Source organism: Bacteroides clarus YIT 12056, from assembly GCF_900129655.1.
In the GTDB taxonomy this organism is placed as follows: domain Bacteria; phylum Bacteroidota; class Bacteroidia; order Bacteroidales; family Bacteroidaceae; genus Bacteroides; species Bacteroides clarus.
Window position 1 is genome coordinate 485,759 of sequence record NZ_FQWK01000004.1, and the last position, 14,649, is coordinate 500,407.

Consider the following 14,649-nt stretch of genomic DNA (forward strand, 5'->3'; position numbering starts at 1 on the left):
AGACTATGATTATGATGCCTGTAAGAAGAACTCAGAATTGGTTACCAAGTATCTTTAACGATTTCTTTGATAACGATTGGATGGTAAAAGCCAATGCAACCGCTCCAGCCATCAATGTTTTTGAAACGGAAAAAGAATACAAAGTAGAGTTGGCCGCTCCCGGAATGACAAAAGAAGACTTCAACGTACATATCGATGAAGAAAACAATCTGGTCATCAGCATGGAGAAGAAAACGGAAAACAGGGAAGAGAGCAATAAAGATGAAAAGAAAGAAGGTCGCTATCTGCGTCGCGAGTTCTCATACTCCAAATTCCAACAGACAATGATCCTTCCGGACGACGTCGACAAAGAGAAGATTTCCGCTCAAGTGGAAAACGGTGTGTTGAATATCAATCTGCCGAAATTCACCGAGCAGGAAAAGGAAAAAACTAAAAAATTCATTGACGTAAAATAAAGTAATCGGTAATTAGAGAATGCCCCGGTGCAAATCTTTGCATCGGGGCATTCATGTATCGGAGCAGTATTTTGGCTATTTCTTTTTTCCTTTCAGAAAACGGTCTGTCAGCCATTTGCGCACAGGCTCATCATAGAGTTTCAAGCAGGCATAGGCAAGAATGAAAGCACTGATAAAGGTCAATATCATATAAGGAATACTCTCTACGATAGTTGCATTATGATTGCATACCCAAGCCGTATAAGTATATACCAACGGGAAATGTGTTATGTATACCGGATACGAAATATCTCCCAGGAATTTGCATATAGCGGTAGAGCGTTTACCGGTCACTTTGCCACCCGCTCCCATAGAAACAATCACAGGAAAAATAAAAAGAATACAGCAAGCTTCATAAAGCCCGTTCATCCAGAAGTGATTTTCACCGCCCAAACGGGGGAAAGCCATAACTATCACAATCATCAGACTGCACCACCAGAACGCCCGCTTTTTAATATGAACCAACCATCCTAAACGGGATAACAGCAATCCGCCAAAGAAAGGATACATCAGCCGGACAAGCCCTACATATTGCTGCTCCCAGTTCAATGCCCAGCCACCGACAATATCTCCCGTAGGTGCAGTTAGGCAACGGTGCACCGTAAAACATCCGGCCACCAAAACCAAAACGGACAAAGCTGTTTTATTGAACTTGCGGATGAACAGCGCATAAAGAATATTACCTATATATTCGTAATAGAGCGACCAGGCCGGTCCGTTCAACGGATGCATTTCCGTCCAACCGCGAATGTCCCACTTCAGAGGAAGCGGAAGCAAAGTACATCCCAACAGCATCACCAATAACATGGTTCCGACCGATGTGTTCTGAATAGCCGGAAAACATGGTGACTCCTGAAAATAGAAGAATACCGCACCTATAATGCTTCCCACTATAACCATAGGATGCAAACGAATTATACGCCGCTTGAAGAAAGTACCGACACTCATCCGATTCCAACGGTCGTCATAAGCATAACCGATAACAAAACCGGAAAGCATAAAGAAAAAATCCACCGCCAAATAACCGTGATTGATAAGTTGCTCCAAATGACTGCCGCCGGAATGTGCTTCCAACAAATGGAAAGCGACAACCATTACAGAAGCTACACCACGAAGCCCGTCAAGAATTTCATAATGCGGCTTTGAAGCAAGGTAAGAGTTTTGTGTGTCCATTTTGGTATAAGATGTTTATTAATTCGCGTGCAAAGGTAATAAAAAAGGTCATAGGAATAATAAGGCGGCATCCCCTTTTCAATTGCTTTTTCTGTAACTTTTTACCGCCCAGATATTGGCTACTGCGGCAAAAGCAAGCAAAGCCCCCAGTTGAGGAAGCAACTCGGCGAAACCACCGCCGCGAAGGTATATCGTACGCATTACTTCTACAAAATACCTTAACGGATTGATACGGGTAATCCATTGCGCCCATTCGGGCATACTATGAATAGAAGTAAAAAGACCGCTCATTAAAATAAGTACGAGCATAAAAAACCACATGACAAACATGGCTTGCTGCAGCGTTGACGAATGATTGGATATAACCAGGCCAAAACCGGAAACCACCGGAAGAAATATCAGTGCGAAACCGTAGATTGTGAGAAAATGCCCGGCAGGCAAAATTCCATAAAGCAACCAGGCAAGGACAAAACAAATGGTAAGCACCACAAATCCTATCAACCAATAAGGTATCAACTTGGCAGCGATAAACGTGAATTTATTGACCGGTGTCACATTGATTTGTTCAATAGTCCCCGCTTCTTTCTCTCCCACTACATTGAGGGCGGGAAGAAAACCACAAATCAATGTCAGTAACATAACCATAAGTGCAGGAATCATGAAAAGCTTATAGTTCAGAGTGGGGTTATAGAGATTCAAGGTAGAGATGCCGATACGGGGAAGCGGTTTTCCCGCTAATGTTCTAACAGGTGTTTCCGACCTTAATTCACGGGCATAATCACTGATGATAGAAGACAGATAAGAGCCGCCCAAACTTCCTTTTGTTCCGTTTACAGCATTGGCTGCGACAAGTAAACGAGGCGCTTTACCGTTTATCCAATCTTTTTCAAAATCATGGGGAATCTCCAAAATGACATCTGCCGTACCTTTTTCAACACCCAGCAAAGCCTCATCATAAGTATCGGGAAGCGCTGTCAGACGAAAATAGGTGGAAGCGCCGATCTTATCTACCAAACGGCGTGACACAACACTATGGTCATTATCCACAATATTCAGATTGATATTCTTTATCTCCAAGTTGGCAGCCCAAGGCATCAATATCATAATCATACATGGGAATATGAAAATCAGCTTTGGCAAGAATGAGTTGCGAAACAGCTGCTTGAATTCTTTTTCTATCAGATATTTAATCATAAGGATACTACTGTTTATACTCTACGGTCATGACACATCTTATATACTTAATACAATTGAAACGGCATCATTCCAACCGGTTCTTGAATTTCTTGAAGCTAACGGTTATCAGAAATACCGCCATAACGGTCAGTATACTGATTTCGGTCAGCACCAGTGATATATCCACCCCCTCTATCATCAATTTACGTACCGCCTGAATATACCAACGCGCAGGAATCACAGTAGAAATACCTTGTAAAATAACAGGCATGCTCTCGATAGGAAATATCATTCCCGAAAGCAGCATGGTAGGCATCATCAGCATTAATCCGGACACCAGCATAGCGGCTACCTGCGTACGGGTTACGGTAGAAATGAGCAGTCCCAAAGCCAATGATACGAAAATAAAAAGCAATGACACTACAATCAGCCAAAACAGGCTGCCCGCAACCGGCACATGAAGGACATAGACAGAGAGCAACAGAATCGTTATCAGATTGACAAATGACAAAACGAAGTATGGCACTGCTTTGGCAAGGATGATAAACAGCGGTTTTACGGGAGAAACCAGTAGCACTTCCATAGTTCCCGTTTCCTTTTCGCGCACTATGGAGATAGAAGTCATCATTGCGCAAATCAGCATCAGGATAAGCCCCATAACACCGGGAACAAAATTATAGGCACTCTTCATTTGCGGATTGTAAAGCAACTTGACCTGGGGCACAATGGCAGAAGCGCGTACTCCGGGCGGAAGCATCTCCTGTCCCGTCATAGAGATAATATTTGTGGCATATCCGGCCTGCATGGTAGCCATATTGGGGTCGGTGGCATCGGAAATAATCTGTACTCCGGCCTCACCGGTATAGAGATTGTCCGAGAAACGTTCGCTAAAGACTATTGCCATATCAATATCCCCGCTCCTGAAAAAACGGTCTGCTTCTTCGGGGGAATGCAGACGGCGGGTAACGGTAAAATACTCACTGGCATCCACACGGTCGATAATGCGCCGGGTTACGACATCATTGGAAGGGTCGAGAACGGCAACACGCACATTCTTTACCTCCGTAGTGATGGCAAAGCCGAAAAGGATAATCTGCACAATGGGCATACCCATCAGAATCAGCATCGTACGCCGGTCGCGGAAGATGTGAAAGAATTCTTTTCGGACAAAAGCTATGAATTGTTTCATGGTTATATCACAATCAGTTTTGAATTTTATATCTGTATCAATCGGCCGCTCTTACAGCCTCACGGGCCAACTGTTGAAAAACATCGTCCATGGTAGCCGCTCCAAACTGTTGTTTCAGCCTGTCGGGAGTATCAAGCGCACGGATTACACCGTCCACCATGATAGAAATACGGTCGCAATACTCCGCCTCATCCATAAAATGGGTTGTGACAAAAACAGTGATACCCTGATCGGCAGCCTGATAAATCAACTCCCAAAACTGGCGGCGGGTGGCAGGATCGACACCACCCGTAGGTTCATCCAGAAAAACAATCTTGGGATGATGAAAAATGGAGACCGAAAAAGCGAGCTTCTGTTTCCATCCCAGCGGCAGGTTCTTAACAAGCGTATCACGCTCTTGTTCCAGTCCCAGACGTAGAAGCAATTCATCTGTTCTCGAGGCAATCTCGGTTTCGGGCACCCCATAGATACCGGCAAAAAGGCGGATATTTTCCCATACTTTGAGATCTTCATACAAGGAAAACTTCTGACTCATATAACCGATGTTCTTTTTCACGGCTTCGGATTGGGTGGCAACATCAAAGCCTGCAACACAAGCTTTGCCGTCCGTAGGATGGCTTAAACCTGTGAGCATACGCATAGCGGTAGTCTTACCGGCTCCATTGGCACCCAGAAAGCCGAAGATTTCACCTTGGCGTACTTTGAAGGAAATATGGTCGACAGCCGTAAACGTACCGAAACGTTTGGTCAGTCCGTCCACTTCGATTACATGATTCTCACGGTTATCCGCTTTCTCGTGTAACAGTCCCGAAGGACAAAGTATGTCCGCAAATTGTTTCAGAATACGGCCGGGAGTATCAATACCATGTATCCGGCCTTCATTGATAAAGGCAATACGGTCGCATTGGCGTGCCTCGTCAATAATCGGAGTAGAGGCTATGATGGTGATACCCTGTTCTTTGAGACGGCGGAGCATTTCCCAAAATTCTTTGCGAGAAACAGGGTCTACACCCGTAGTAGGCTCATCCAGAAAAAGAATATCCGGCTTATGGATAAGCGCGCAACTAAGGGCAAGCTTCTGCTTCATACCACCGGACAAGGCCCCGGCACGACGTGTACGAAAAGGTTCTATCTGTCGGTAAATATCACGCACCAAATCATAATTCTCCTCAATGGTAGTATGAAAAACCGTAGCGAAGAAACTCAGGTTTTCTTCTACCGTCAGGTCTTGATAGAGAGAGAAACGTCCGGGCATATACCCTACCCGTTGGCGGATAGCCTTATAATCTTTCACCGTGTCCAATCCACATACCGTAGCCTTACCCTCATCGGCAAGCAACAAAGTGGTAAGAATACGGAACAGCGACGTTTTCCCCGCACCGTCAGGCCCGATGATTCCGAAAAGTTCACCCGGACGGACGGAGAGAGAGACGCCTTGCAAGGCCTCCACCCGGCCGTAACGCTTAAAGACGTTATCGACAGTTACTGCAAAGTTCATGACGTTGTTGAATGATGAATTACAAAATACTAACTATACATTATCAGTCGTTAAAATCCACTCCTCCATACATTCCGATTTTCAACATACCGTCATTTTTCACAGCCACTTTAATGGCATATACCAAATTGGCACGCTCATCTTTCGTAAGAATCGTCTTGGGAGTAAACTCGGAACTGTCCGAAATCCAAATGACAATTCCAGGATATTCTTTCCTTACATCTTTACCATAATCGGAATAGACTGTCACTTTCTGCCCCAGCTGCACTTCGGACAATTGTTCGGAAGTGATATAGGCGCGCAGATAAATCTGTTCCATATCAGCAATCTTGAATAACGGAGTGCCCGGTGCCGCCAGTTCTCCCGCTTCTGCATATTTGGCAAGAACAGTTCCTGTCAACGGGGAAATGATATGGCACTTCTTCAACTGGTCTTCCATCTGCGCGACCTGGATACCTACCGACGAGCTCTGCCACGTCAGGCTTTGGTCGCTGTTCCGCAGCGTGGAGTTTTGAGCGGTAAGTTGTTTGCGAAGTACTTTAAGTAGCGATTCGGCGTCATCCAATTGCTTCTGATTAGCCGCACCTACACGAAGCAGATTGGCTACACGGTCACGCTCGCGTTGCGCCTGAAGAATTTGTTCTTTGGTTGCCGCCACCTGTTTCAGAATATCGGGGCGTTGCCCTTCCACAGACTTGGCGCTGGCTTCCAGCTGGAGTTTTTTCAGATAGAGCTGAACCGTGTCGATGATGCCGACTTCCTGCCCGGCTTTCAAGGTCGTACCTTCTTCCACATCCAAACCGAGTATCTTTCCGGACGCTTCGGCAGAGACTATAACCTCGGTAGCTTCAAAAGTTCCCGTAGCGTCATATTCGGGTGTGCTACTACTGCAAGCGCCAAGAAGGAACAATACCGGCAATAATTTAAATGATTTCATATTATAGGATTTTATTGTTACTGTCAATTCTAAAGTCTCAATTATTTAAAGTATATTTCAACTGCCAGATATTCATCAACAGCTGCACTTCATGCAATGCCTTGGTACGGCGCGCCAGATTTTCATTGGTTATCTCACGGAGCATATCGGTGACGGTCAGCGTCCCGTTCTCTACTTTGGCTTCGGCTGCACGGCGGATATTCTCACGTAAACGGATGATTTCATCGTCATTCGCCATTTGCCTGCGCATGGACCATACACCCGCATCCTGCTGCGTAGCTTGCAAACGGGTATTGAAGAGAAACACGTCTCTGCCGGTTTCTATCTGCCGGCGACTGTTGTCTATCCTGCGGTGGTCATTCTTTAGAGTATACAGACTGCCGAAGTTCCATGACATACGTATACCTGCCACATAATATGCATCAAATTCATCTTTCAGCATATTCAAACCCGGATTGCCATAAGCGCCCTGTACAAAAAGCCCGAAACGGGGCATTACCCTTGCATTCAGCGTAGATTCCTGTACTCTGAGCTGTTCTCCCTGAGCCTCAAAAAGGCGAAGCTCGGGACGGTTATTCATTCCGTTTACCATACTACCCGTATCTTCCAGTACGGGCTTCCGCAAAGTAGTTCCGGAAGGGATTTCCTGTCCCATAAAAGCGGAAAGCATGTTTAGGTATGCCTGACGCGATGTTTCCAGCTCAATGCGGCGTTGTTTGGCATTCAGTTGTTCCACACTGACGGCATCCAAATCGCTTTGAGTGGCTATACCGTTTATTATATAGTTTGATACTTGCTTGTGCGTTCTTCCCAAATCATCCTGCAAAAGTTGGTTCTGCTTCAGCTGTTCGTCCAGCAACAGGATACCGAAAAACAACTGGTTGACGCGGTCGTTCAACGCGTACATATCCACATTCTGCTTTTCCATATCCACATCCGATGCCGCACGTGTCAGACGTTTCCTGTTACGGATATCCCCACCGTCCCAAATGGTTTGCTGCAATTCAAGCATCACCTGGTACTGGTCTTTGGGAGCGGTCTTTACATTGATACCCGGTATTTCGACGGGAAGTTGCGTTATATCACTTTGATACGTAGCCTTGCCCGACAAAGAGAACCGGGGCAGATATCCCTTTCCGGCATTGGAAAGGTCATACTCACGTGCCTTTTCTATCAGTCCGTACCGGCGTACCAACGGATAATTAACCTGCGCCTGACGTTGGCACTCATCCAAAGTAAGCTGGGCGTGAGCCAACGTAGCCGTAAGAAGAAAGGTTAAAGAGAGAATTACTTGTTTCATATCCATATCTGTTTCTTATTTATTTAGCACAATGCAAAGATAGACGCATAACTTAGTATGCTTACAACCTATTTGTTGGCAAAGATGTTCCAATAGTACGGCTTTTTGTAGAAAAAGGCAAACGATATGAATACTTTATTATCTTTGCCACTGAATTACTTACTATTTATAAACATGGAAAAGAACAGACCTATAAGCGTTGCATTCGATGATATCCGTTATAAGCTGGACATCATCAACCACCTGGAATATCGCTTTATAAACGATGATTTGGGTATGGTTATCAGTTTCATACAAATGGGAAGCAAGTTGTTCCATACCGGACAGCCCTATCGTGCCAAAGAAGGACGAATCATCCGTATTCTGCAAGGAACAGGGCGAATCTCCATCAACCTTATCGAATACGAAGTATCCGCTCATCAAATTATTATAATCCCCGACAACTCCCTGATAGAATTACTTGAAATCAGTCCCGACTACGATTTTCAAGTCATAGTGCCCGCCTGTAATTTTCTGCCTGCCCTGCCCGGTTCTATCCTGTCGGAAACTTACACGAGAAACGGTATCGTACTGTCACTTAATGAGGAAGAATGGACACAGGCGGAGATGTTTTTTACCCTGCTGTGGAATATACTCCATTCCTCGCCCTACCGTCGTGAAACCGTACAGCACTTCATCATTTCCCTGCTTTACAATCTTAAGTATACTTACGAGCAAACGCGCACAACCACTCCCCTGCGCCTTTCGCGCCGGGAAGAAATATTCCGCCGTTTCATAGCCCTTGTAAACGAACATAGCAAGCAAGAACGTTCCGTCAACTTCTATGCCGACAAGCTATGCCTGACCCCTCATTATCTGAGCACCATTATACGTGAGGCAAGCGGACAGACGGTAATGCAATGGATCAACCAATCCGTTGTTCTCGAAGCAAAAGTGCTGCTGAAGCACAGCGACCTGCTAATCTTCCAAATATCGGATGAATTGAACTTTCCCAATCCGTCTTTCTTCTCGAAATTCTTCAAGAGAATGACGGGAATGACGCCTGCCGAATACCAGAAAACATAATAAACCGGAAATGGTCTGTTTTTCTTTATCAGGATGTCATAAACAGAACAGTTTATAAACCTTATAAACCTTTTCTATATAGCGGTTACTGAGTAGTTTTGTCACAAAACTAATATACTGTAAATTATGAAACGAATTTATTGGGTTTTAGCGAGTATTACCACATGCTTACTTGCATCCTGCAACAGTAGCACGAAAGATGCAAGAGAATACCAGACTGTAAAAATAGATACGGTTACTTCCGCCAACGGACAGACCTATCTGCAATATCCCGGAAAGGTAAAAGCGGCACAGGACATCAGCCTTGCATTCAGGGTAAGCGGAACTATCCGGAAGATATATGTAAAAGACGGCGCCCGTGTACAAGCGGGACAGTTGCTTGCCGAACTGGACCCGACGGACTACCAAGTACAACTGGACGCCACCGAAGCCGAATACAAACAGATAAAAGCGGAAGCGGAACGCGTAATGGCCCTGTACAAAGAGAACGGGACTACTCCCAGCGCCAACGACAAGGCTGTGTACGGACTGAAACAAATCACCGCCAAATATCAGCACCACAAAGACCAGCTGGGTTACACCCGCCTTTACGCTCCCTTCAACGGCTATATACAAAAACGTCTGTTTGAAGCGCACGAGACAATAGGCGCCGGCATGCCTGTCCTGTCCATGATTAGTGGCGGTGCACCGGAAGTAGAGATAAATCTGCCTGCAGCCGAATATATCCGGCGTGAGCAATTCAACCAATATCACTGCACATTCGACATTTATCCGGACCGGAGTTACCCATTGAAGCTTATCAGCGTCACTCCCAAAGCCAATGCAAACCAACTGTACTCCATGCGCCTGCAACTGGTTGCGGACAAACACCCCGTTCCTTCGCCCGGCATGAATACAATGGTTACCATCCGTTGCGATAGTGACGATACCCACAGTATGTCCGTACCCTGCAATGCCATTCTGCAGAAAGACGGCAAGGCCGGTGTATTTGTATACACCCCGTCCGACAATAAGGTGAGCCGCCGCGAAGTAACCATAGTGCGCCTGATGAGTGACGGACGCTGCATCATCACATCCGATGAACTGAAACCCGGAGAACTGGTCGTGTCCGCCGGAATACACCACATACAGAACGGAGAAACCGTAAAACCTCTGCCCGCTGCCAGTAAGACAAATATCGGTGGACTGTTGTAACATTGATTTACATCTAAAATATTAGTTATATGGATATAAGTAAATGGGCATTTAAGAACCGTAACCTTATCTATTTTCTGGTGACGGTGCTGCTTATCGGCGGAATTCTCTCCTGCTACCAGATGAGTAAACTGGAAGACCCGGAAATTAAAGTGAAACTTGCCATGGTGGTGACCACATATCCGGGAGCATCCGCCCACCAAGTGGAATTGGAAGTGACGGATGTGCTGGAAAAGAGCATCCGCAGCATGGGAAACATAGACAATGTGGAAAGCTACTCTTACAACGACCTTTCGCTGATACAGGTAGAACTGACCACTACCACCCGGGATGAAGAGGTGGAGCAATGCTGGGACATGTTGCGCCGCAAGGTACACGACGCTTGCGCCCTGCTTCCCGACGGAGCGGGTACCCCTATCGTCAAAGATGATTTCGGCAATGTGTACGGAATGTTCTATGCACTGACAGGCGACGGACTGTCCGACCGTGAACTGTCCGACTATGCCGAACTCATCAAGCGGGAAATCAGTGACATGGAAGACGTAGACCGGGTGGAGCTGTACGGCAAACGTCCCGAATGTATCAACATCTCCCTGTTGCAAGACCGCATGGCAAACCTCGGCGTGAAACCCGCCGAAGTTCTCACTACCCTGAACGGACAGAACAAGACTACATACAGCGGTTATTACGACAACGGAGACAACCGCATCCGCGTCACTGTCAGCGATAAATTCAAGACGGTAGAAGACATAGGCAATATGCTGATTCAGGGACATGACGACGACCAACTCCGTATGCGCGACATTGCCCGTATCGAAAAAGGATATGAAGAACCTACCCGCAACGAACTGTTCTTCGACAGCGAACGGGCGCAAGGCATTCTTGTCGCGGCCGCCAGCGGATCGGATATTGTAAAAGTCGGCGCCGCCGTAGAGAAGAAACTGGCGCAGCTGAAAGAAAACCGCCTGCCCGCCGGTGTAGAGTGCCACAAAGTGTTCTATCAGCCGGAGCGTGTAGGAGCTTCTTTGGGGACTTTCGTAATCAACCTGATTGAATCTGTCATTATCGTTGTAGTCATTCTGATGCTGGCTATGGGATTCAAGAGCGGAGTCATTATCGGAATCAGTCTGGTTGTCACCGTATTCGGCTCCTTCCTGTTCCTGCAAACGGCGGGCGGAACCATGCAGCGCGTATCGCTGGCCGCCTTCGTGCTGGCCATGGGTATGCTGGTGGATAACGCCATCGTCATCGTGGACGGCATATTGGTAGACCTGAAAGCCGGGAAGAGCCGTATGGAAGCCATGACCGCCATCGGCCGCCAGACAGCGATGCCTCTGCTGGGAGCCACCCTGATAGCCATCATCGCCTTTCTTCCCATCTTCATGTCACCGGACACCGCCGGAGTGTACACCCGCGACCTTTTCATTGTGCTGGCTGTCTCCCTGCTGCTAAGCTGGGTACTGGCATTGGTGCACGTACCCCTAATGGCCAATCACAGGCTGCACCCCACAGTAGAAGTCAGCGTTACCGGAAAACGTGAATACAAAGGGCGTACCTATGCCTTGTTGCGCACCGCCCTATATTTCGGACTGGCACACCGTTGGAGCTTTGTACTGGCAATGGCGGCTCTGTTAGGGCTTTCCATATTCGGTTACGGATATATGCGTCAGGGGTTCTTCCCGGATATGGTGTACGACCAGTTATATATGGAATACAAATTGCCCGAGGGCAATAACTCCACCCGTGTGGCAAGAGATTTAAGGGAAATAGAAGCCTATCTGAAAACACGCAAGGAGATTGCCCACGTCACCGCTTCCATAGGCGGCACACCGGGGCGTTACAATCTGGTGCGCAGCATCGCCAATCCGTCGCTGTCTTACGGCGAGCTGATTATCGACTTCACCTCACCGGACGCCCTAGTAGACAATATGGATGAAATACAGGGCTACCTGACACGGCATTATCCCGATGCCTACGTGAAACTGAAACGCTACAACCTGATGTTCAAGAAGTACCCCATCGAAGCTCAATTCATGGGCCCTGATCCCGCCGTGCTGCATCAGTTGGCGGACAGTGTACGGAGCATTATGGAGAATACCCCGGAAGTATGTCTCATCACCACCGACTGGGAACCGCAGATACCTGTACTTTCCATTGAATACGATCAGGCGGCAGCCCGGGCATCAGGCCTCAGCCGTAACGACGTAAGCATGTCTCTCCTTTCCGTGAACGGCGGCATACCTATCGGCTCTTTCTACGAAGGCATACACCGCGACAATATCTATCTGAAATGTCTGGACGAGCAAGGGCGGCCGATAGAAGACTTGGGCAACACACAGGTATTCTCCGCCCTTCCCTCTCTGAACGGACTGCTGAATGAAGAAACCATGGTCAAGCTGAAAGCCGGTACCCTGAGCAAAGAAGAGCTGGTGGAAAGCCTCATGGGCAGTACTCCGCTGAAACAAATCAGCAAGAGCATAGACATCCGTTGGGAAGATCCCGTAGTGCCACGCTACAACGGACAGCGCAGCCAGCGTGTGCAATGCTCGCCCGCTCCCGGCATAGAAACGGAAAAAGCGCGGCAAACCATTGCACGAAAGATAGAGCAGATAGAATTGCCCGACGGCTACACCCTGCATTGGCAAGGAGAAAAGAATGCAAGCGACCAGTCCATGAAATATTTGTTCAAGAACTTCCCGCTGGCTATCATACTGATGATTGCCATCCTGATTATGCTGTTCAAGGACTACCGCAAACCGATTATCATCTTCTGTTGTCTCCCCATGATTCTTGTGGGAGTGGTGGCGGTGATGTTGCTTACGGGTAAAACGTTCAACTTCGTAGCAATTGTGGGCACACTGGGACTGATAGGTATGCTCATCAAGAACGGCATCGTGCTAATGGATGAAATCACTCTTCAACTGAATCAGGGGATAGAACCGATTACGGCATTGGTGGACAGCGCCCAAAGCCGTCTCCGTCCTGTGACAATGGCGGCGCTGACTACCATTTTAGGTATGATACCGCTGCTGCCCGATGCCATGTTCGGTTCGCTGGCGGCTTCCATTATGGGCGGCCTTACATTCGGAACGCTGATAACGCTCCTCTTCATCCCCATCCTGTACGCATTATTCTTTCATATAAAAAACGAACAATGATGAAAAAGAAAATAATCATCCTCACCTCTCTGCTGTTCTCTGCCGGTATCTCCGCACAGGAGACGCTTACCTTGGAGCAATGCAGGGAAATGGCGTTGAAATACAATAAAGAGATGGCGGCCTCCGCCAAGCAAACGGAAAGCGCGCGCTACACCGCAAAGAGTTATAAAGGTAATTTCTTCCCCAACTTCACCCTCAGCGGAACGGGTATTTACAGTACGGCGGACGGCAGCTTCGGCATAGCCGGCGGCAATCTGCCCACTTTTCTGCCCGATGCCGCAGGACAGTTTCTGCCCAACAACGGTTTCGCCTATTTCCCCGGAGTAGACCTGAACTATAAGATAGGCATGGTATATATGGGCGGTGTACAAATAGAACAGCCGCTGTATATGGGCGGCAAAATTCGTGCGGCCTACAAACTGTCTTTATTGGGTAAAGAAATGGCGCGGATGAACGAAACGCTGACAGCCTCGGAGGTTATCGTGAAAACAGACCAAGCCTATGCGCAGGTCATCAAAGCCAAAGAGATGAAGAAAGTGGCCGAGAAGTACAACGCCGTGCTTATAGAATTGATGAAGAATGTTGAGAGCGCCCATAAGCATGGTCTGAAGCCCCGGAACGATGTGCTGAAAGTGCAGGTAAAACTGAATGAGAGCGAACTCAATATCCGCAAGGCCGGCAATGCGCTCCGTCTGGCAACCATGAATCTCTGCCATTACATCGGCAAGCCTTTGGGCACGGACATACGGACTTCCGACAGTTTTCCCGAAGTGGAACAGGACATCCAACTGCAGATATCGGATATCTCCGCCCGTCCCGAATATGCCATACTGAATCAGCAAGTAGCCATTGCCAAGCAACAGGTTAAGTTAAACCGCAGCGAGTTACTGCCCCAAATCGGTGTAAAAGGTTCATACGACTATATTCACGGCCTGGAAGTGAACAATCAGAATTTGTTTGATAAGGGCAGTTTCTCCGTTCTCCTGAACGTAAGCGTACCTCTTTTCCATTTCGGCGAACGTACCGGCAAAGTACGTGCGGCCAAAGCCAAACTGGAACAAACCCGCCTTGAACAGGAGAATATGAACGAACAGATGTTACTGGAACTTACACAAGCCGCCAACAACCTCGATGAAGCCCGGCTGGAAAGCTCCATCGCCGAACGTTCCCTGCAACAGGCGGAAGAGAATATGAGAGTGAGCCGCAGCCAATATGATGTGGGACTGGAAACACTGTCCGACCATCTGGAAGCGCAAGCCATGTGGCAGCAAGCGTACGAAACCAAAGTAGATACACATTTCCGGCTGTACTTGAACTATGTCGCTTATTTAAAGGCGACGGGTACGCTGCTGAAATAACGATTATTATAAAAACAAGAAGCCAAAATGCACCGGATGATTTCTTTCAGGCACGGATTACACGGATTTACTTTATCCTCTTTCCGTGAAATCCGTACCTGAAAAGA

General features: G+C 47.4%; 11 protein-coding genes. 5 read left to right on the forward strand and 6 right to left on the reverse strand.

What is annotated here, in order from left to right:
• The first annotated feature begins 11 nt into the window (after window positions 1–11).
• A complete protein-coding gene (locus tag BUB52_RS09415; RefSeq protein ID WP_174263185.1) occupies window positions 12–455 on the forward strand; it encodes an Hsp20/alpha crystallin family protein in 444 nt (147 codons plus the stop codon).
• 75 nt (window positions 456–530) lie between these two features.
• Here the strand turns inward: BUB52_RS09415 and BUB52_RS09420 are convergent, their stop codons facing one another.
• From BUB52_RS09420 to BUB52_RS09445, 6 genes are all read right to left on the reverse strand, one after another.
• On the reverse strand, window positions 531–1,667 hold the full coding sequence (locus tag BUB52_RS09420) for an acyltransferase family protein (RefSeq protein WP_009123346.1): 1,137 nt from the start codon (window positions 1,665–1,667) through the stop codon (window positions 531–533).
• 78 nt (window positions 1,668–1,745) lie between these two features.
• Window positions 1,746–2,861 (reverse strand): ABC transporter permease, encoded by a 1,116-nt coding sequence (locus BUB52_RS09425; RefSeq protein WP_009123345.1) that lies wholly within the window; start codon window positions 2,859–2,861, stop codon window positions 1,746–1,748.
• A gap of 67 nt (window positions 2,862–2,928) precedes the next feature.
• Window positions 2,929–4,032, reverse strand: a complete 1,104-nt coding sequence (locus tag BUB52_RS09430) for an ABC transporter permease (protein ID WP_009123344.1) — start codon at window positions 4,030–4,032, stop codon at window positions 2,929–2,931.
• A gap of 37 nt (window positions 4,033–4,069) precedes the next feature.
• Complete coding sequence (locus tag BUB52_RS09435; RefSeq protein WP_009123343.1) at window positions 4,070–5,530, reverse strand: ATP-binding cassette domain-containing protein; 1,461 nt, start codon at window positions 5,528–5,530, stop codon at window positions 4,070–4,072.
• Between the two features lie 43 nt (window positions 5,531–5,573).
• Window positions 5,574–6,467, reverse strand: a complete 894-nt coding sequence (locus BUB52_RS09440) for an HlyD family secretion protein (RefSeq protein WP_009123342.1) — start codon at window positions 6,465–6,467, stop codon at window positions 5,574–5,576.
• A gap of 37 nt (window positions 6,468–6,504) precedes the next feature.
• A complete protein-coding gene (locus tag BUB52_RS09445) occupies window positions 6,505–7,773 on the reverse strand; it encodes a TolC family protein (protein ID WP_009123341.1) in 1,269 nt (422 codons plus the stop codon).
• Window positions 7,774–7,941: 168 nt separating this feature from the next.
• On the opposite strand from BUB52_RS09445, the gene BUB52_RS09450 reads away from it, so the two are divergent.
• The 4 genes from BUB52_RS09450 (at window position 7,942) to BUB52_RS09465 (ending at window position 14,542) form a co-directional block, all read left to right on the forward strand.
• Window positions 7,942–8,832, forward strand: coding sequence for a helix-turn-helix domain-containing protein (locus tag BUB52_RS09450; protein WP_009123340.1), 891 nt, complete (start codon window positions 7,942–7,944; stop codon window positions 8,830–8,832).
• A gap of 126 nt (window positions 8,833–8,958) precedes the next feature.
• Window positions 8,959–10,026 (forward strand): efflux RND transporter periplasmic adaptor subunit, encoded by a 1,068-nt coding sequence (locus tag BUB52_RS09455; RefSeq protein WP_009123339.1) that lies wholly within the window; start codon window positions 8,959–8,961, stop codon window positions 10,024–10,026.
• Window positions 10,027–10,055: 29 nt separating this feature from the next.
• The gene (locus BUB52_RS09460) at window positions 10,056–13,184 is read left to right on the forward strand and encodes an efflux RND transporter permease subunit (protein ID WP_009123338.1); all 3,129 of its coding nucleotides are present in this window, start codon (window positions 10,056–10,058) and stop codon (window positions 13,182–13,184) included.
• Entirely contained in the window at window positions 13,181–14,542 is a 1,362-nt protein-coding gene (locus BUB52_RS09465) for a TolC family protein (RefSeq protein WP_009123337.1), read from the forward strand. The genes BUB52_RS09460 and BUB52_RS09465 overlap by 4 nt, the downstream gene beginning before the upstream one ends.
• Window positions 14,543–14,649: the final 107 nt, after the last annotated feature.

Coding starts and splice junctions, on each gene's coding strand:
- BUB52_RS09415 (WP_174263185.1), top strand. CDS start 12: ATGATGCCTGTAAGAAGAACTCAGAATTGGTTACCAAGTATCTTTAAC.
- BUB52_RS09420 (WP_009123346.1), bottom strand. CDS start 1,667: ATGGACACACAAAACTCTTACCTTGCTTCAAAGCCGCATTATGAAATT.
- BUB52_RS09425 (WP_009123345.1), bottom strand. CDS start 2,861: ATGATTAAATATCTGATAGAAAAAGAATTCAAGCAGCTGTTTCGCAAC.
- BUB52_RS09430 (WP_009123344.1), bottom strand. CDS start 4,032: ATGAAACAATTCATAGCTTTTGTCCGAAAAGAATTCTTTCACATCTTC.
- BUB52_RS09435 (WP_009123343.1), bottom strand. CDS start 5,530: ATGAACTTTGCAGTAACTGTCGATAACGTCTTTAAGCGTTACGGCCGG.
- BUB52_RS09440 (WP_009123342.1), bottom strand. CDS start 6,467: ATGAAATCATTTAAATTATTGCCGGTATTGTTCCTTCTTGGCGCTTGC.
- BUB52_RS09445 (WP_009123341.1), bottom strand. CDS start 7,773: ATGGATATGAAACAAGTAATTCTCTCTTTAACCTTTCTTCTTACGGCT.
- BUB52_RS09450 (WP_009123340.1), top strand. CDS start 7,942: ATGGAAAAGAACAGACCTATAAGCGTTGCATTCGATGATATCCGTTAT.
- BUB52_RS09455 (WP_009123339.1), top strand. CDS start 8,959: ATGAAACGAATTTATTGGGTTTTAGCGAGTATTACCACATGCTTACTT.
- BUB52_RS09460 (WP_009123338.1), top strand. CDS start 10,056: ATGGATATAAGTAAATGGGCATTTAAGAACCGTAACCTTATCTATTTT.
- BUB52_RS09465 (WP_009123337.1), top strand. CDS start 13,181: ATGATGAAAAAGAAAATAATCATCCTCACCTCTCTGCTGTTCTCTGCC.